This is a genomic window from Pantoea ananatis LMG 2665 (assembly GCF_000710035.2).
Classification (GTDB): domain Bacteria; phylum Pseudomonadota; class Gammaproteobacteria; order Enterobacterales; family Enterobacteriaceae; genus Pantoea; species Pantoea ananatis.
In genome coordinates, this window is sequence record NZ_JMJJ01000004.1 from 924,799 (window position 1) to 941,543 (window position 16,745).

A 16,745-nucleotide genomic window follows, 5' to 3' on the forward strand; every position below is an offset into this window, starting at 1 on the left:
AAATAGCATCTTATGATTATCCCTGCAAAACAAGAGGTTGAAGTGATTTGTCAGATCACTACCATAGGGGGATAGCCTGAAAAGGTCCGGACTCAAGAGGTATCAACATGTCATCCGTGAATGCAGACTCTTTCTCACCCGACGAGTATGTGTGGAAAGGGTTAACGCTGACTGAAACCGCAGCGAAACAAATTCTAAATCTGGCCGCAGAAAACCCAGAAGTCAAGGGCCTGCGTTTAGCAATTAAACAATCCGGCTGTGCCGGTTTTGGTTATGTAATGGATCTGGTGAAGCAGCCAGAAGACGATGATCTGCAGTTTAGCTACTACGGCGCAACCTTGTTTGTGCCGCTTCAGGCAATGCCGTTTATCGATGGCACCGAAGTGGATTATGTTCGCGAAGGCCTGAATCAGATTTTTAAATTCAATAACCCTAAAGCTCAGCACGCCTGCGGGTGCGGTGAAAGCTTTGGCGTCGAGTAAGTGAAATATGTCACGACACAGCGAAACATCTGACGATGTACAAATGTGGGAAGGTAAGCTCAATTACAAAGAGGGCTTCTTTACCCAATTGCAAACCGAAGAATTTGCCAACGGCATCAATGAAGATGTGGTACGGGCAATTTCGGCTAAGCGTAACGAGCCAGAGTGGATGCTGGAGTTTCGTCTTAAAGCCTTTCGTGCCTGGCTGGAAATGGAAGAGCCGCACTGGCTGAAAGCGCATTACGAAAAGCTGGATTATCAGGACTACAGTTACTACTCCGCGCCATCGTGCGGAAACTGCGATGACACCTGTGCGTCTGAACCGGGCGCGACCCAGGCATCGGGCAGCGCCCCGGCCAGTGATTATCTGACGCAGGAAGTTGAGAACGCGTTTAATCAGTTGGGCGTTCCGGTACGTGAAGGTAAAGAAGTGGCCGTTGACGCCATCTTCGACTCCGTATCCGTATCCACGACCTATCGCAGCAAGCTGGCCGAGCAGGGAATTATCTTTTGCTCCTTTGGCGAAGCGATCCACGATCATCCAGAGCTGGTGAAAAAGTACCTGGGTACCGTGGTGCCTCCCAATGATAACTTTTTTGCCGCGTTGAACTCTGCGGTAGCCTCCGACGGTACTTTCGTCTACATCCCGAAAGGGGTGCGTTGCCCGATGGAGCTGTCTACCTATTTCCGCATTAACGCTGCGAAAACCGGTCAGTTCGAACGTACGATTCTGATTGCAGATGAAGACAGCTACGTGAGCTACATCGAAGGCTGTTCCGCGCCCGTGCGTGACACCTACCAGCTGCACGCTGCGGTGGTAGAGGTCATCATTCATAAGAACGCGGAAGTGAAATATTCCACCGTTCAGAACTGGTTCCCGGGCGGTGAAGGCGAGGGCGGTATCCTCAACTTCGTCACCAAGCGCGCCCTGTGCGAAGGGGATTACAGCAAAATGTCGTGGACGCAGTCGGAAACCGGCTCGGCCATTACCTGGAAATATCCAAGCTGTATCCTGCGTGGCGATCACTCCGTGGGCGAGTTCTACTCGGTGGCACTGACCAGCGGACGCCAGCAGGCGGACACCGGTACCAAGATGATCCACATCGGCAAAAATACGAAGTCGACGATTATCTCTAAAGGTATTTCCGCCGGGAAAAGCCAGAATACCTACCGTGGCCTGGTAAAAATCATGCCCACGGCCACCAACGCACGTAACTTTACGCAGTGCGATTCCATGCTGATTGGTCCGGATTGTGGCGCGCATACGTTCCCGTATGTTGAAACCCGTAACAATACCGCTCAGCTGGAGCACGAAGCCACCACCTCACGTATCGGCGAAGATCAGATGTTCTACTGTCTGCAACGCGGCATCAGTGAAGAAGATGCGATTTCGATGATCGTGAACGGTTTCTGTAAAGACGTATTCTCTGAGCTGCCGCTGGAATTTGCAGTGGAAGCGCAAAAACTGTTAGCCATCAGCCTTGAGCACAGTGTGGGCTGATTGACGCCGTCACACGCGTTGCCGGAAGCAATGTGAAGGAATAAGCATGTTAAGTATTAAAGATTTACAGGTTAGCGTTGAAGACAAAGCGATTTTACGTGGTCTGAACCTTGAGATTAAGCCCGGTGAAGTTCATGCCATTATGGGACCGAACGGTTCGGGTAAGAGTACGCTGTCTGCGACCCTGGCCGGACGTGAAGACTATGAAGTCACCGGCGGTTCCGTAACCTTTAAGGGCAAGGATCTGCTGGAGCTGGAACCTGAGGAACGTGCAGGCGAAGGCATCTTTATGGCTTTCCAGTACCCGGTTGAAATCCCCGGCGTCAGCAACCAGTTTTTCCTGCAGACCTCCGTGAATGCGGTGCGCAAATACCGTCAGCAGGACGAGCTGGATCGCTTTGATTTCCAGGACTTCATTGAAGAAAAAATCGATCTGCTGAAGATGCCAGAAGATCTGCTGACGCGTTCCGTTAACGTAGGCTTCTCCGGTGGTGAGAAGAAGCGTAACGATATTCTGCAGATGGCGGCGCTGGAGCCGGATCTCTGCATTCTGGATGAAACCGACTCCGGTCTGGATATCGATGCCCTGAAAATCGTCGCCAATGGTGTAAACAGCCTGCGTGACGAAAAGCGTGCATTTATCATCGTAACCCACTATCAGCGTATTCTGGACTACATCAAGCCAGACTTCGTACACGTGCTGTATCAGGGTAAAATCGTAAAATCAGGCGATTTCTCGCTGGTGAAACAGTTGGAGGAGCAGGGCTATGGCTGGCTTACCGACGAAGAGTGATACCGCGCTGCAACAGTGGCACCACCTGTTTGAATCACGCGGTGAAATGCGTTCAATGCAGGCTCAGCAGCACTGGCAGCAGTTAATGCGTTTGGGCTTGCCCACCCGCAAACATGAAAACTGGAAATACACGCCGCTGGATGGCCTGCTGGCGCATCACTTCGTGTTGCCTGAGGCGCACGAGCTCAGCGCTACGCAGGTTGATGCACTGTCGCTCCCGCTGGATGCCGTACGTCTGGTTTTTGTCGACGGAAGATTCCAGCCTGCGCTGAGTAGCAGCGATACCGAACTGTTCGAGATTCAGCACAGCGTTGCGGCCGAGCGCCGCGACCTGCCTGCCGCCGTGCAGCCGGAGATTTTTCTGCACCTGACCGAAAGCCTGGCTGAAGAAGTGACGCATATTCGGCTGGCGCGTGGCAAGGCGGCGGCACGTCCGCTTTATCTGCTGCATATCACCAGCGGCAAAGACGACGGCATGAACACGGTTCATCATCGTCATCATCTGCAACTGGAAGAAAGCGCAGAAGCGGAAGTGATTGAGCACTTTGTCACGCTAAACGACAGCGCGCATTTTACCGGCGCCCGTTTCACCTTTGCCGTTGCGGACAATGCCAGGCTTCGTCACACCAAGCTGGCTTTTGAGAGCAGCAAAAGCTATCACTTTGCCCATAACGACATAGTGATCAACCGCGATGCGCAGGTGACCAGCACCAGCTTCTTACTGGGTGCTGGCCTGAGCCGTCACAATACCAGTACGCAGCTCAATGGTGAAAATACTCAGCTGTCCCTGAACAGCCTGGTGCTGCCGGTGAATCAGGAAGTGGCGGATACCCGCACCTATCTTGAACACAACAAAGGCCACTGCCTGAGTCGCCAGATGCATAAAACCATTGTGCGTGACAAAGGCCGTGCGGTGTTTAACGGTCACATCAAAGTCGCGCAGCACGCACTCAAAACTGACGGACAGATGACCAATAACAACCTGTTGTTAGGCCGTCTGGCGGAAGTGGATACCAAGCCGCAGCTGGAAATTTACGCGGATGACGTGAAGTGCAGCCACGGGGCGACCGTAGGCCGTATTGATGACGAGCAGATGTTCTACCTGCGTTCTCGCGGCATTGAACAGGACGCGGCGCAGACCATGATCATCCATGCCTTTGCTGCCGAGTTAACCGAAACGCTGGATAACCCAATTCTGCGCCAGGCTGTGCTGCAGCGCATCGCGCAGCGCTTCCCGGGAGGCGACTCATGATGAACTTCGATCTCGAGCGTATCAGGGCGGATTTTCCCATCCTGAAGCGTGAGGTCAACGGTCATCCGCTGGCCTACCTTGACAGCGCCGCCAGCGCACAGCGTCCTCTGTCGGTCATCAATGCCGAAAGTCATTTCTACCAGCACGGCTACGCGGCCGTGCACCGCGGTATTCACACGCTCAGCCAGCAGGCGACCAGCGATATGGAAAACGTTCGCCAACAGGTGGCACGTTTTCTCAATGCATCGTCGTCGGAAGAGATTGTTTTTGTAAAGGGTACGACGGAAGGGATCAATCTGGTCGCCAACAGCTGGGGCGGCAGTCAGCTTCAGCCTGGTGATAATCTGATTATCACGCAGATGGAGCACCATGCGAATATCGTGCCCTGGCAGATGGTGGCAGAGCGCTGCGGTGCCGAGATCCGGGTGCTGCCGCTGACCGATAACGGTGAGCTGGCGCTGGACCAACTGGCTGGTTTGATCGACAGCCGGACCCGCTTACTGGCGGTGACGCACGTTTCAAACGTGCTGGGCACGGTTAACCCGGTGAAAGCGATCGTCGCGCAGGCCAGAGCGGCTGGCGTCGTCACGCTGATTGACGGGGCTCAGGCTGTGATGCATAACACCGTTGACGTGCAGGACATCGACTGCGACTTCTATGTCTTCTCCGCCCACAAGCTCTATGGCCCGAACGGCATTGGCGTGCTTTATGGCCGCAAGGCACTTCTGGATGCCATGCCGCCGTGGGAAGGTGGTGGCTCGATGATTGGTGAGGTCCTGCTGCCAACCGGCACCACCTGGAATACGGCGCCATGGCGTTTTGAGGCCGGTACGCCAAACACGGGCGGCATTATTGGGCTGGGTGCGGCGCTGGACTATGTGCAGGCGCTGGGTCTGGATACGATTCATCAGCGTGAAACCGCATTGATGAACTATGCCCTTGATAAACTCTCATCCGTACCTGATATTCAGATTTACGGTCCGCAGCAGCGCGCAGGCGTGATTGCTTTTAACCTTGGCAAACACCACGCGTTTGACGTCGGCAGCTTCCTTGATCAGTACGGTATTGCGATTCGCACCGGACATCATTGCGCAATGCCGTTACTGCGCCACTATCAGGTGCCGGCGATGTGTCGTGCTTCCTTCACCTTCTACAACAGTGAAGAAGAGGTCGATCGCCTGGCGGCCGGGCTGACGCGTATTCATCGTCTGCTGGGCGGTTGAGCAGAGTAAACGGAGTGATTAATGGCGACGTTGCCAGAAAAAGAGAAACTGGTGCGCAACTTTAACCGTTGCGCCAACTGGGAAGAGAAGTACCTCTACATCATTGAATTGGGTGCCAAACTTCCGGAATCATCTGAAACACTGCATCAGCCCGAATATGCCATTACGGGCTGCCAGAGCCAGGTGTGGATCAAGATGACACCGCAGGCAGATGGCACCATCGGCTTTGAAGGTGACAGTGATGCAGCCATTGTTAAGGGATTGATAGCTATCGTATTTAGTCTCTATCAAAACCTGCAGCCCGCTGACATTGTGGCGCTGGATGTGCGCCACTGGTTCAGCGAACTGGCCCTGGTTCAGCACCTCACCCCAACGCGTTCGCAGGGGCTGGAAGCGATGATTAAGTCAATTCGCCATACCGCTCAGAACCTCAGCTAAGATACACTTCAAAGACGCCATCCGGCGTCTTTTTACTTTCTGACGAGAAAAACCGCATGAAACCTGCTTTGCGTTTAGCTGGTGCATTGCTGCTGACCTGTTTTGGGCTCTCTGCACCCGTTTTTGCCACGGAATACCCGTTACCGACCGCCGACAGCCGCCTGATTGGTGAGAATGTGGTGACCCAGGTACCGGATAACAAACGTCCTCTTGAAGAGATTGCTGCGCGTTATCAGGTCGGGCTGCTGGGCATGTTGGAAGCGAATCCCGGTACCGATCCCTGGTTACCGAAACCGGGCACCCAGTTGACCATTCCTCTGCAGATGATTCTTCCGGACACGCCGCGTGAAGGCATTGTGGTGAACCTGGCCGAACTGCGGTTGTACTATTATCCAAAGGGCGAAGACAAGGTTATCGTGTATCCCATTGGCATTGGTCAGATGGGGATCGTCACGCCCATCATGGTGACCAGCATCAGCCAGAAAATACCCAATCCTACGTGGACGCCCACGGCGAATATCCGCAAGCGCTATGCCAAAGAGGGCATCACGCTGCCCGCCGTCGTGCCAGCAGGCCCGGATAACCCCATGGGGCTGCATGCGCTGCGTATGGCGCGTGGAACAGGCCAGTATCTTATCCACGGCACCAATGCCAATTTTGGTATCGGTATGCGCGTCAGTTCAGGCTGTATTCGTTTACGTACCGAGGATATCGAAGCGCTGTTCAATAGCGTGCCGGTAGGGACGCGGGTACAGATTATTAACCAACCGGTAAAGTTCAGCGTTGAACCGGATGGTAAGCGCTACGTTGAGGTGCATCAGCCGCTGTCACGTAATGAGAAGGAGGATCCGCAAACGGCTCCGTTAGCGCTCAGTGCGGACTTCAGATCCTTTATGAAGAGCGAGAAGAGTGACAGAGCGTTGATTAAAGCCACGCTGACGCGTCGCTCAGGCATGCCTGTGCTGGTCAGTGCGGGTGAGCCGATACAGGATGAGGCTGCGGCCTCTGCGTCATCCCAGCGCGCTGTGGGCGAGTAGGGCGGACGTCGTTATCCCAAACTGCAGACAAAAAAAATGGTGCCACAAGGGCACCATTTTTAAAACCAGAACTCTTACTTACGGTAAGAGTGAGCCTGGTTGTCCAGACGCTGGTTAGCGCGAGCTGCGTCATCTTTAGCAGCCTGAACGTCAGAACGCACTGCGTTCACGTCGTTGCTCAGCTGGTCAACTTTAGCGTTCAGAGTCTGAACGTCTGAAGACAGCTGGTCGATTTTAGCGTTGCTTGAGCAACCAGCCAGCAGAGTTGAACCCAGGATTACCGCGCCCAGTACCAGTTTAGTACGATTCATTATTTATACCCTCTAGATTGAGTTAATCTCCATGTAGCGTTACAAGTATTACACAAAGCTTTTTAACTTGAGAATAATTTTTTGATAAGAACATGCTTAAACATGATCGTTCGCTCAAAGAAGCAGCGAATTGAAGAACAACATAAAAAAATTTAGCTAAAACAGAGAGATTTAATCGGATTAACCTTAATTTGCAGCGCATTTTTATTGTCATTACGCGCTGGCTTTTTCCTGAATCTGTATTATGAAGACAATAAAAAAGCGCCTTTGAAGGCGCTTTTTAAAAAAGAGGCGTTAAACGCGATATTACAGAACGTGTACCGATGCCGTATTGGTCGTTCCGCTGGGTACCAGCGCACCTGAAACCAGCACAACAACATCACCTTTCTGAGCAAAACCGCTTTCCAGCGCCGCTTCTTTACCCAGGTGATAGAAATCATCGGTAGAGGCGATTTCGCTGACCATACGGGTCTCGATCCCTTTGCTCAGAATCAACTGGCGCGCCGTGGTGGCGTTGGTGGTCAGTGCCAGGATGGTTGCATTAGGGAAATACTTACGCACGGCCTTGGCTGATTTACCGCCTTCTGTGGCGACTACAATCAGTGGTGCTTCCAGTTTCTCGGCTGTCTCAACGGCACCGCGGCAAACGGCTTCGGTAATGCGCAGCTTACGGCTGTCATTTTGTCCGTCGATGCGTGGCTTCATCACGCGGTCGGTACGCTCACAGATGGTCGCCATGATGGTGACCGACTCCAGCGGATAGCGGCCTTTCGCGCTCTCGCCAGACAGCATCACCGCATCTGTTCCATCCAGAATGGCGTTAGCCACGTCGCCAGCTTCAGCGCGGGTTGGACGCGGGTTCTTGATCATGGAATCCAGCATCTGCGTCGCGGTGATGACAACTTTGCGGGCTTTATTACATTTTTTAATCATCATCTTCTGCGCGAAGATCACTTCTTCAACCGGGATTTCAACGCCCAGATCGCCACGCGCAACCATGATGCCGTCCGAGGCTTCGAGGATTTCGTCGAAGTTATTCAGGCCTTCCTGGTTTTCAATCTTGGAGATGATTTGAATGTTTTCGCCACCGTGCTGCTTCAGGTGTTCACGAATTTCCAGCACGTCTGAACGTTTACGAATAAACGAGGCTGCAACAAAATCCACGCCTTGCTCACAACCAAAAATCAGATCGCGCTTGTCTTTCTCTGCCAGGGCAGGCAGTTGAATGGAAACGCCAGGCAGGTTAACGCCTTTGTTTTCGCCCAGATCGCCGTTGTTCAGCACTTCACACACAACGCTGTTCTCAGTGACTTCGGTGACCTGCATGCCGATCAGACCATCGTCGACCAGTACAGTGTTACCAATTTTGAGATCGTTCGCGAAGCCTGAGTAGGTCACGGCAACACGCTCGTTGTTACCAATCACGCTCTGGTCGGTGGTAAAGGTAAAGGTTTGACCGGCTTTCAGTGACACATCGTTGCCACCTTCCAGCTTCATGGTGCGGATTTCCGGCCCTTTGGTATCCAGCAGGATAGCCGCAGGAATGCCGGTTTTTTTCGTCACGGCACGCATGTTGGTAATACGCTGACCGTGTTCTGCATAGTCACCGTGAGAGAAGTTAAGACGCATGACGTTCATGCCTGCTTCAAGCAGCTGAGTCAGCATCTCTTCGGATTCGGTTTTTGGGCCGATTGTACAAACGATCTTAGTCTTTTTCATGACGGGTTATCTGTAAGTTGTGATGGATGAAAAACAGGATTTCGATGACAGTGCACCGAAATGAGAACTCTGGTTGAAATCGAAAAGGGCAGTACAGGATAAGAATAGGTGACGAAGGCCAGGCGTGCAGGGAAGTTGCGTGGTTAGCTTGGTTAACCACCGGGACGTTGTTGCGCAAACAATCTTTATTATCGTCATAAGCACGTAATCGCTGAAACCTTTCAAGTAGGACAACGCGGCCAGTATAATCACTAAGTATGCGAAAACCAATCGAAAAACAGTACGTAAAGGTAATGTAAATCAAGAAAAGGGTTGTTGCGCAAAAGAAGAAAGGACGTAAAAAGAGTGGTGCGCTCTAATGGACTCGAACCATCGACCCCCACCATGTCAAGGTGGTGCTCTAACCAACTGAGCTAAGAGCGCATATCAAATTTGGTGCGTCCGAGTGGACTCGAACCACCGACCCCCACCATGTCAAGGTGGTGCTCTAACCAACTGAGCTAAGAGCGCAACACGCTGTCAGGGCGACAGCGGGGACGAATATTAACGGCAGCGTAAGAGGCTGGCAAGGGGAAAAACGCAAATTTGCCAATCAATGAACATCATCTGCGCGATGCGCCGTTTTTTTGAACGTAACGGGCCTTTTCGGGCCCGTTCAGCGAGTTAGCGAGACGCGCGCGTAAGAATTAATTCCGCAGGAAGCTGCTGCAAACGTCGCACGCGCCACAGCATCATGACGGCGGCCGACGTCAGGCCAACGATAAAACCGCACCAGAAGCCGGCAGGCCCCATGCGCGGCACCACCCAGTCGGTCAGTGCCAGGATGTAACCAGAAGGTAAACCCAGCAACCAGTAAGCGATAAAGGTAATGAAGAAAATCGATCGCGTATCTTTATAACCGCGCAAAATTCCGCTGCCGATCACCTGAATAGAATCCGAAATCTGGTAAATCGCAGCCAGCATCATCAGTTGCGCAGCCAGCGTGACCACCGCGGGATTGTCGTTATAAAGCTGGGCAATTTGATGGCGAAAGGTCACGGTAAAAATGGCCGTAATCACCGCCATGCTTACGCCAACGCCCTGCGCGGTCCACGCGGCGACCCGCGCCTGCTCTGTCGAGCCCTGACCCAGCCGATAGCCAACGCGAATGGTGGCGGCAACGCCCATCGACAGCGGCAGGACAAACATCAGCGAACTGAAGTTCAGGGCAATCTGGTGCCCGGCGACGTTAACAATCCCCAACGGCGAGACTAACAGGGCCACCACGGCAAACAGGGTCACTTCAAAAAACAGCGCCAGCGCGACCGGCAAACCCAACCCTGTGAGACGTTGCAGGATAACGCGTGAAGGCGCTGACCAGCGGCTCTCTACGCGAATGTCTCGCATACTGCGCATTCGTCGTACCCAAAAACGCATGCAGAAGAACATGGCCCAGTACACCGAGGCCGTCGCCACGCCACAGCCTACGCCGCCCAGCGCCGGCATGCCGAAATGGCCGTAGATAAAAATGTAGTTCAGCGGGATATTCAGCATCAGCCCAAGAAAACCCAGCACCATCGCGGGCTTGGTTTTGGAGAGCCCCTCGCACTGGTTACGCATAACCTGAAAAAACAGGTAGCCTGGCGCGCCAAACAGCAGGGCATGCAGATAGCCCTCGGCCTTTTCTGCCAGCAGCGGATCGATATCATGCATCGAGCGGATAACATACCCGGCATTCCACAGCACCAGCATGATGAGCAGAGAAAGGAAAAACGCCAGCCAAAAGCCCTGACGAAGTTGTTCAGCGATTCGCTCACGGCGGCCTGAACCATTAAGTTGCGCAATGGTGGGCGTCAATGCCAGTAAAACACCATGACCAAACAGGATGGCGGGAAGCCAAATGGACGTGCCAACAGCAACGGCGGCCATATCCGTGGCGCTGACGGCGCCGGCCATAATGGTATCTACAAATCCCATCGCGGTTTGCGCCACCTGAGCCAGGATAACGGGGATCGCGAGGGCCAGCAATTGACGCGCTTCTGTTAAATACTTCTGCACGTAAACACCTGACTTATCTGATTAATAAAGAAATGAGGACTGCTTCAGACGAAGCAGGGCTTAGTGTAACTGGCGCGACCGATTTCTCCAATCTTTGTCACGCAATGCGTTTTGGACTTGTGCCGCCTGTCTCTCAGGCTGTTGAAACCTAACACTTAAGCATGGCTGTGTTAAACTGGCACAAATTTCGTAGAGGCAAAGACTATGTTTACCGGTATTGTGCAGGGCACCGCAGAAATCGTGTCCATTGAAGATAAAGGTCTGTTTCGCACCCATGTGGCCAGGCTTCCTGCTGACCTGTTGCCGGGTTTAGCGCTGGGCGCATCGGTTGCCCATAACGGTTGCTGCCTGACCGTCACCGAAATCAACGGCGATCTGGTGAGTTTTGACCTGATCAAAGAAACTCTGCGCGTGACCAATCTTGGTGATCTCAGGCAGGGCGATGTGGTGAATATCGAGCGGGCGGCAAAATTCAGCGATGAAATTGGCGGCCACCTGATGTCCGGCCACATCATGACCACGGCTGAAATCTGCAAAATTGTCCGCTCTGAAAACAACCGCGAAGTCTGGTTTAAAATTCAGGATCCTTTGCAGATGAAATATATCCTGCACAAAGGATTTGTGGGCATCGACGGTATCAGTCTGACCGTAGGCGACGTGACCAAAACAAAATTCTGCGTTTATCTTATCCCCGAGACGCTGGAGCGAACCACTCTCGGCGCCAAAACCTTCGGCGACAGAGTTAACATCGAAATCGATCCCCATACTCAGGCTATTGTGGACACGGTGGAGCGCGTTCTCGCCCAGCGTGAAGATGCCGCGCTCAGGGCACTGGCAGAGCAGGCCGATCAGCCCGAAACGGATCGGGATGAATAGCGGTAAATAGCGGTAAATAACGCCAGCCGTGACCAAAGCGTTGCCCACAGGCCAGCAGGTTGCCGTGTCGCCCGCTGTTTTCCAGGACGACTGACGTCTGTGCAGTGTCAACTGCCCGGGCGAAAACGCCCGGCGTGAATGTGCTGCTGCCCTGGACTGCGGTTTAAGATCGCCATTTTCCCGTCTGCGAAGGTGGGGGCAGGCAGATAACGCGGCAACCGGGCTTACCGGCTGCCGTCCGCGTTCGGTCCGGACAGTATTGACCTTGCCACGGCGCATAAACGGGCGCAATCATCGCGCCACCCGCAATCCCCCCTCAACGCCACGGCTGAAGACAACCTGCCAGAGCTGAATCTCACGGGCGCGAAACGCACCGGCGCAGGCGTTCAGGTAGTAGGAGAACATGCGTCGGAAACGTTCTTCGTAACGTCCGGCCAGGTCAGGCCAGGCTCGCTGGAAACGCTCATGCCAGGCCATCAGCGTGGTGTCGTAGTCAGCGCCGAAATTGTGCCAGTCTTCCATAATGAAATGCGGTTCGCTGACGTCGGCAATATGGCGTAAAGAAGGCAGGCAGCCATTCGGGAAAATATACTTGCCGATCCACGGATCGACGTGCATATCCGTTTTGAGCGCGCCAATGGTATGCAGCAGAAAAATTCCGTCTGGCTTGAGGTTGCGATTGACCGTGGCAAAGTAGGTTGGGTAGTTTTTCGGCCCCACGTGTTCGAACATCCCCACCGAGACGATGCGGTCAAACTGCTGATTCAGATCGCGATAATCCTGAAGCAGGATAGTGACATCCAGCCCTTCGCAGCGTTGCTGCGCCAGCTTTTGTTGTTCTGCAGAGATCGTCACGCCTTGTACGCTGACGCCATAGTTTCTTGCTGCATAAGCCGCCAGACCGCCCCAGCCACAGCCAATATCCAGCAAGGTCATACCGGGTTTCAGTTGCAGCTTGCGACAGATCATGTCCAGTTTGGCTTCCTGTGCCGCCTCAAGCGTAGTGGCGTCTTTCCAGTAGCCACAGGAGTATTGCATGTAAGGATCGAGCATCAGGGTAAAAAGGTCATTACCCAGATCATAGTGCGCTTTGCCGACTTGCCAGGCCCGTTTTTTCGACTGCAGGTTAACCAGGCGGGCCAGCGCAATGCGCACGATATCCTGCACGTGATGAGGAAGCTGCTCATCAAGCTTATGTTTCAACGCCCGATGAAAAAACATATCCAGCCTTTCGCACTCCCACCAGCCGTCCATATAACTTTCGCCCAGCCCCAGGGAGCCCTTTTGCAGGACGCGTTTAAAAAAATCGGGATGTTTAACCTGAATGTCCCATGGGCGGGAACCGTTGATTTCGATGTCTGCTTTTTGCAATAACTCATGAACGATACGGTACCAATGGTTTCGTTCGATATTCACTTCTGCTACACATGTTGAACTCATAGCCACTCCATCACCAGAACTGTCAGAACCTGAGAAAGAGCAGGAGCCGTTTCTCAGGATTATGAGAAAAGTCACAGATGACGCCTTGCGCCAGACAACCTTAAGCGTACAGAGAAAGGGTGCAATGCAGGGGCCAGCAGAGTGCATTTGCCCACAAAGACACCTTCACAGCGATGAGGCTGCGTCAAACATTGTTATTATGATGGTACGGCGAATCAGGGCCCGGCACAGGAGGCGCTGGCGGGCCCGTCACGTGTTGATCACTCAGACGACAAAAGTCGTTGCCTCAGTTATTATCCTGGCAGGGATGTGCCGTTGAGGCAATATCAGTTTGTGCGCCGGTGCGGCGCTGCATCTGATAGCCTGCCAGCGCCAGTACAATCGTCACCGCCATGATGAGCGTTGTGGTGAACAGCGCCTGGGTCAGGCCCGCCGAGACGGCCAGGCTGGCGACAAAGCACAGGCCCAGCTGCAGCGTGTTCTGCAGGGCGGCGGCTCTGCCGGTCGCATGGGGGAAGGGCAGAAGTGCACTGGATACGACGATGGGATAAATCGCCCCGTTCGCCAGCGCCATGCCGCAAAACGGCACCAGCAAAGCGGTGAGTGAAACCGAGCCTGACAGGGCGACGGCAAACAGGGCCAGTACGCTAAGGCTATAGACGATGAGCAGCCATGGCAGCAACTGCGCCCCTTTGAAACGGTTAAGGAGCGCACGGCAGCCAAAACCGCCGACTAAGAAAGCAATGGTCTGCGGAATATAGCTTAAGCCGATATCAGCAGGCGACAGGCCAATCGCTGCCAGAATAAACGGTGATCCGGTCAACCAGGCAAAAAAGCTGGCCGAGCAGGCAGAATACATCAGGACGTTACCGCTGTAGACGCGTGAACGCAGCAGCGTCATAAAACCGGGCTGTGACGGGGCCGGGCGGCGGGCTGTTTGTACCGATGGCAGGCGCAGCGTAATCAAGATCAGGGCTGCGGCAATCGCGGTCAGAACGACAAAAATTGAGCGCCAGTGAAAATGGCTAATCAGCCAGGCTCCCAGCAGCGGGGCCAGCGCAGGAGACAGCGCGACCAGCGGCATAATAGTGGCAAAGACTTTATTCGCGCGCGACTGAGGATAGCGATCGACCACCAGGGCCTGCCAGCTCACGGCAGCCGCGCACACGCCGATGGCCTGAATGAAGCGCAGCACCAGCATCAGTACCACGTCGTCCACCCACAGCATCCCCGCACAACCCAGCGCAAACAGGCTCAGTCCTGCCAGCAATACCGGTTTGCGGCCAATACGATCTGACAGCGGTCCCCATACCAGCTGACCACAGGCAAAACCCGCCAGGAACAGGCTCATACTGGCGCTGATCATCCCGGCGGAGGTGTTAAAACTTTGCTGCATGGCCCCGAAGGCGGGCAGGTACATATCGGTGGCCAGAAAGCCCAGCATACTTAGCACGGCAAGATAGGGAATGAATCCTTTAGAAGCTGACATCTGATTCTCATTTTTTGCAGGATAAACGCGGGGCAGTGTAAAAGCTGTACTTCATACTGTGAAACGGTAAAATTTGCCTGTTGCTGTTAAAAAATTTAAAGGCAAGATATGTGGTCTGAATATGCGCTTGAAGTGGTTGATGCGGTCGCGCGTGGCGGCAGTTTCAGTGCTGCGGCCCAGGAGTTGCACCGTGTGCCTTCTGCCATCAGCTATACCGTTCGCCAGCTTGAAACCTGGCTGGCGGTACCGCTGTTTGAACGGCAGCACCGGGAGGTTGTTTTGACACCTGCGGGCGAACATTTTGTGCGAGAAGGCCGCAGCGTCATCAAAAAAATGGATGCCACGCGCCGTCAGTGCCAGCAACTGGCCAACGGCTGGCGAGGGCAAATCGCGATTGCGGTGGACTGCATTGTGAAACCGCACCGAACCCGTCAGTTCGTCAGGGATTTCTACCGCCACTTTCCGGATATGGAGCTCCACATCAGTTATGAAGTGTTTAACGGCGTATGGGATGCGCTGGCTGACGGAAGAGTCGAGGTCGCAATAGGCGCGACTCAGGCGATTCCGGTGGGCGGGCGGTTTGCTTTCCGCGATATGGGAACCCTGAACTGGCGCTGCATCGTCGCGCGGGAACATCCGTTAACCCAGGTCGCCCGGCTGGATGATGAGGCGTTGCGCAACTGGCCTTCGCTGGTGCTGGAAGACACCTCGCGTGCGTTACCGCGCCGTATGACCTGGGCTCTGGATAATCAACGCCGACTGGTGGTGCCTGAATGGCAGACCGGGCTGGACTGCGTCCGGTCCGGGCTGTGCGTCGCAATGGTGCCGGGGCACTTAGCCCGCCCGCTACTGGACAGCGGCGAAGTGACCGAACTTAACTTGCCCCAGCCTTTTCCAGAAAGTCCCTGCTGCGTCAGTTGGGCGGAAGATCGCGCATCACCGGCATTGGGCTGGTTGCTCAATTACCTGGGTGATGCGCAAACGCTCAATCAGGAGTGGTTGAGCGAGGATTAGCGACGGTAGTCGCGATAGGGACCGTAGCCTACAGAGCGTCGCTCAATCAGTGTCGGATGCACTTCGATGGTTTGCGACTCTTCACGCTTGCTGGTAATGCGGTCCAGCAGCATCTCCAGAGCCTTCTCCCCCAGTTGCGCTTTTGGCTGGTGCACGGTAGTGAGTGCAGGCGTGAAATAGCGTGCGTTGCGCACATTATCGTAGCCAATCACCGAAATATCCTGCGGGACGCGCAGGCCCATTTCATCGGCGGCACAGATAGCGCCCATGGCCATAATATCGCCACCGCAGAACACCGCGCTTGGGCGCTGCTTCTGCGACAGAATTTGCTGCATAGCCTGATACCCGGATTCAGGCTCGAAATCGCCCTGCACAATCCACTCTGAACGCGGCTGAATACCGGCTTCTTCCAGCGCCTTGAGGAAACCGGCATGACGGCCACCACCGGTGTTACGTTCCATTTGCCCTGGAATGGCGCCAATATCGCGATGCCCGCGTTCGATGAGGTAGCGGCCGGCCAGATAACCGCCCTGAAACGCATTATCCAGCACCGTGTCAGTAAAATCGGCACGGGATTCGCCCCAGTCCATGACCACCATGGGAATATTGCGGTTGGCTTCCAGCATTTGCAGCAAATCATCCGGGTACTCAGAACACATGACCAGCAGCCCATCGACGCGCTTCTGCGCCATCATCGAGAGGTAGGCACGCTGTTTTTGCAGGTCGTTATGCGCGTTGCCTAAAATCAGGGTGTAGCCTTTATCAAAGCAGTGATTCTCCACGGCTTCAATAATTTCAGCGAAATAGGGCGCCTCGCTGGAGGTGGCCAAAAGGCCCAGCGTTTTGGTGTGATTCACCTTCAGGCTGCGTGCTACGGCGCTGGGTGAATAATGTAATTCCCGAATCGCTTCCCAGACCGCTTCGCGGGTATCTTCTGCGACAAAGCGCGTCTTATTGATGACGTGAGAAACGGTTGTGGTAGAGACGCCTGCACGTTTCGCCACATCTTTAATTGTTGCCATGAAAATCGAACTCCCGGGCTTATCTAACCTGTTGATAAGCATGTTGTTAAACGTTTGCGTCAGCGGACGGTTATTTCTGCAAAAAAATCGTTTTTCTGACCGGTTATGGGG

At 54.1% G+C, this 16,745-nt stretch carries 15 protein-coding genes and 2 tRNA genes; 9 read left to right on the top strand and 8 right to left on the bottom strand.

Features of this window, described 5'->3' with window-relative positions; all coding sequences use genetic code 11:
* Positions 1 to 107 precede the first annotated feature (107 nt).
* Genes sufA through EL29_RS06180 form a run of 7 tightly spaced genes read left to right on the top strand, consistent with a single transcriptional unit; the run spans position 108 to position 6,726 of the window.
* A complete protein-coding gene (sufA, locus tag EL29_RS06150; RefSeq protein ID WP_024471838.1) occupies positions 108 to 482 on the top strand; it encodes a Fe-S cluster assembly scaffold SufA in 375 nt (124 codons plus the stop codon).
* Positions 483 to 489: 7 nt separating this feature from the next.
* A complete protein-coding gene (gene sufB / locus EL29_RS06155; protein WP_013025594.1) occupies positions 490 to 1,983 on the top strand; it encodes a Fe-S cluster assembly protein SufB in 1,494 nt (497 codons plus the stop codon).
* A gap of 46 nt (positions 1,984 to 2,029) precedes the next feature.
* Positions 2,030 to 2,776 (top strand): Fe-S cluster assembly ATPase SufC, encoded by a 747-nt coding sequence (sufC, locus tag EL29_RS06160; RefSeq protein ID WP_013025595.1) that lies wholly within the window; start codon positions 2,030 to 2,032, stop codon positions 2,774 to 2,776.
* Positions 2,751 to 4,028 (top strand): Fe-S cluster assembly protein SufD, encoded by a 1,278-nt coding sequence (gene sufD / locus EL29_RS06165; RefSeq protein ID WP_015700416.1) that lies wholly within the window; start codon positions 2,751 to 2,753, stop codon positions 4,026 to 4,028. Before sufC ends, sufD begins: the two co-directional genes overlap by 26 nt.
* Complete coding sequence (sufS, locus tag EL29_RS06170) at positions 4,028 to 5,251, top strand: cysteine desulfurase SufS (protein WP_028715077.1); 1,224 nt, start codon at positions 4,028 to 4,030, stop codon at positions 5,249 to 5,251. Before sufD ends, sufS begins: the two co-directional genes overlap by 1 nt.
* A 21-nt stretch (positions 5,252 to 5,272) precedes the next feature.
* Entirely contained in the window at positions 5,273 to 5,689 is a 417-nt protein-coding gene (gene sufE, locus EL29_RS06175) for a cysteine desulfuration protein SufE (protein ID WP_014593602.1), read from the top strand.
* A gap of 56 nt (positions 5,690 to 5,745) precedes the next feature.
* Positions 5,746 to 6,726, top strand: a complete 981-nt coding sequence (locus tag EL29_RS06180; protein WP_028715078.1) for a L,D-transpeptidase family protein — start codon at positions 5,746 to 5,748, stop codon at positions 6,724 to 6,726.
* 74 nt (positions 6,727 to 6,800) lie between these two features.
* On the opposite strand, the gene EL29_RS06185 is transcribed toward EL29_RS06180, so the two are convergent.
* From EL29_RS06185 to EL29_RS06205, 5 genes are all read right to left on the bottom strand, one after another.
* Positions 6,801 to 7,037: a major outer membrane lipoprotein gene (locus EL29_RS06185; protein WP_006118977.1), complete on the bottom strand. Its 237-nt coding sequence runs from the start codon at positions 7,035 to 7,037 to the stop codon at positions 6,801 to 6,803.
* 306 nt (positions 7,038 to 7,343) lie between these two features.
* Complete coding sequence (gene pykF, locus EL29_RS06190; RefSeq protein WP_013025600.1) at positions 7,344 to 8,756, bottom strand: pyruvate kinase PykF; 1,413 nt, start codon at positions 8,754 to 8,756, stop codon at positions 7,344 to 7,346.
* A 346-nt stretch (positions 8,757 to 9,102) separates the two neighbouring features.
* Positions 9,103 to 9,179: transfer RNA gene (locus EL29_RS06195), tRNA-Val, on the bottom strand.
* A 10-nt stretch (positions 9,180 to 9,189) separates the two neighbouring features.
* Positions 9,190 to 9,266 (bottom strand) — tRNA-Val (locus tag EL29_RS06200).
* Between the two features lie 153 nt (positions 9,267 to 9,419).
* Complete coding sequence (locus EL29_RS06205) at positions 9,420 to 10,793, bottom strand: MATE family efflux transporter (protein ID WP_014593604.1); 1,374 nt, start codon at positions 10,791 to 10,793, stop codon at positions 9,420 to 9,422.
* Between the two features lie 204 nt (positions 10,794 to 10,997).
* Between EL29_RS06205 and EL29_RS06210 the strand changes: the two genes are divergently transcribed.
* A complete protein-coding gene (locus tag EL29_RS06210; RefSeq protein ID WP_014593605.1) occupies positions 10,998 to 11,669 on the top strand; it encodes a riboflavin synthase in 672 nt (223 codons plus the stop codon).
* Between the two features lie 291 nt (positions 11,670 to 11,960).
* Here the strand turns inward: EL29_RS06210 and cfa are convergent, their stop codons facing one another.
* Both cfa and punC read right to left on the bottom strand, forming a co-directional pair.
* Positions 11,961 to 13,109, bottom strand: a complete 1,149-nt coding sequence (cfa, locus tag EL29_RS06215; RefSeq protein WP_024471835.1) for a cyclopropane fatty acyl phospholipid synthase — start codon at positions 13,107 to 13,109, stop codon at positions 11,961 to 11,963.
* 286 nt (positions 13,110 to 13,395) lie between these two features.
* The gene (punC, locus tag EL29_RS06220) at positions 13,396 to 14,598 is read right to left on the bottom strand and encodes a purine nucleoside transporter PunC (RefSeq protein WP_013025605.1); all 1,203 of its coding nucleotides are present in this window, start codon (positions 14,596 to 14,598) and stop codon (positions 13,396 to 13,398) included.
* A gap of 108 nt (positions 14,599 to 14,706) precedes the next feature.
* Here punC and punR point away from each other — a divergent pair, with 108 nt between their 5' ends.
* Positions 14,707 to 15,612, top strand: coding sequence for a DNA-binding transcriptional activator PunR (gene punR, locus EL29_RS06225; RefSeq protein ID WP_014593608.1), 906 nt, complete (start codon positions 14,707 to 14,709; stop codon positions 15,610 to 15,612).
* Here punR and purR read toward each other — a convergent pair.
* On the bottom strand, positions 15,609 to 16,634 hold the full coding sequence (purR, locus tag EL29_RS06230) for an HTH-type transcriptional repressor PurR (protein ID WP_014605954.1): 1,026 nt from the start codon (positions 16,632 to 16,634) through the stop codon (positions 15,609 to 15,611). The two genes, punR and purR, sit on opposite strands and share 4 nt — an antisense overlap.
* Between the last annotated feature and the right edge of the window lie 111 nt (positions 16,635 to 16,745).

Excerpts from the sequence above, each read along its gene's own strand:
- sufC (WP_013025595.1), top strand. The coding sequence starts at position 2,030 with ATGTTAAGTATTAAAGATTTACAGGTTAGCGTTGAAGACAAAGCGATT.
- punC (WP_013025605.1), bottom strand. The coding sequence starts at position 14,598 with ATGTCAGCTTCTAAAGGATTCATTCCCTATCTTGCCGTGCTAAGTATG.
- sufA (WP_024471838.1), top strand. The coding sequence starts at position 108 with ATGTCATCCGTGAATGCAGACTCTTTCTCACCCGACGAGTATGTGTGG.
- EL29_RS06210 (WP_014593605.1), top strand. The coding sequence starts at position 10,998 with ATGTTTACCGGTATTGTGCAGGGCACCGCAGAAATCGTGTCCATTGAA.
- pykF (WP_013025600.1), bottom strand. The coding sequence starts at position 8,756 with ATGAAAAAGACTAAGATCGTTTGTACAATCGGCCCAAAAACCGAATCC.
- sufD (WP_015700416.1), top strand. The coding sequence starts at position 2,751 with ATGGCTGGCTTACCGACGAAGAGTGATACCGCGCTGCAACAGTGGCAC.
- sufB (WP_013025594.1), top strand. The coding sequence starts at position 490 with ATGTCACGACACAGCGAAACATCTGACGATGTACAAATGTGGGAAGGT.
- sufS (WP_028715077.1), top strand. The coding sequence starts at position 4,028 with ATGAACTTCGATCTCGAGCGTATCAGGGCGGATTTTCCCATCCTGAAG.
- cfa (WP_024471835.1), bottom strand. The coding sequence starts at position 13,109 with ATGAGTTCAACATGTGTAGCAGAAGTGAATATCGAACGAAACCATTGG.
- purR (WP_014605954.1), bottom strand. The coding sequence starts at position 16,634 with ATGGCAACAATTAAAGATGTGGCGAAACGTGCAGGCGTCTCTACCACA.
- EL29_RS06180 (WP_028715078.1), top strand. The coding sequence starts at position 5,746 with ATGAAACCTGCTTTGCGTTTAGCTGGTGCATTGCTGCTGACCTGTTTT.
- EL29_RS06185 (WP_006118977.1), bottom strand. The coding sequence starts at position 7,037 with ATGAATCGTACTAAACTGGTACTGGGCGCGGTAATCCTGGGTTCAACT.
- punR (WP_014593608.1), top strand. The coding sequence starts at position 14,707 with ATGTGGTCTGAATATGCGCTTGAAGTGGTTGATGCGGTCGCGCGTGGC.
- sufE (WP_014593602.1), top strand. The coding sequence starts at position 5,273 with ATGGCGACGTTGCCAGAAAAAGAGAAACTGGTGCGCAACTTTAACCGT.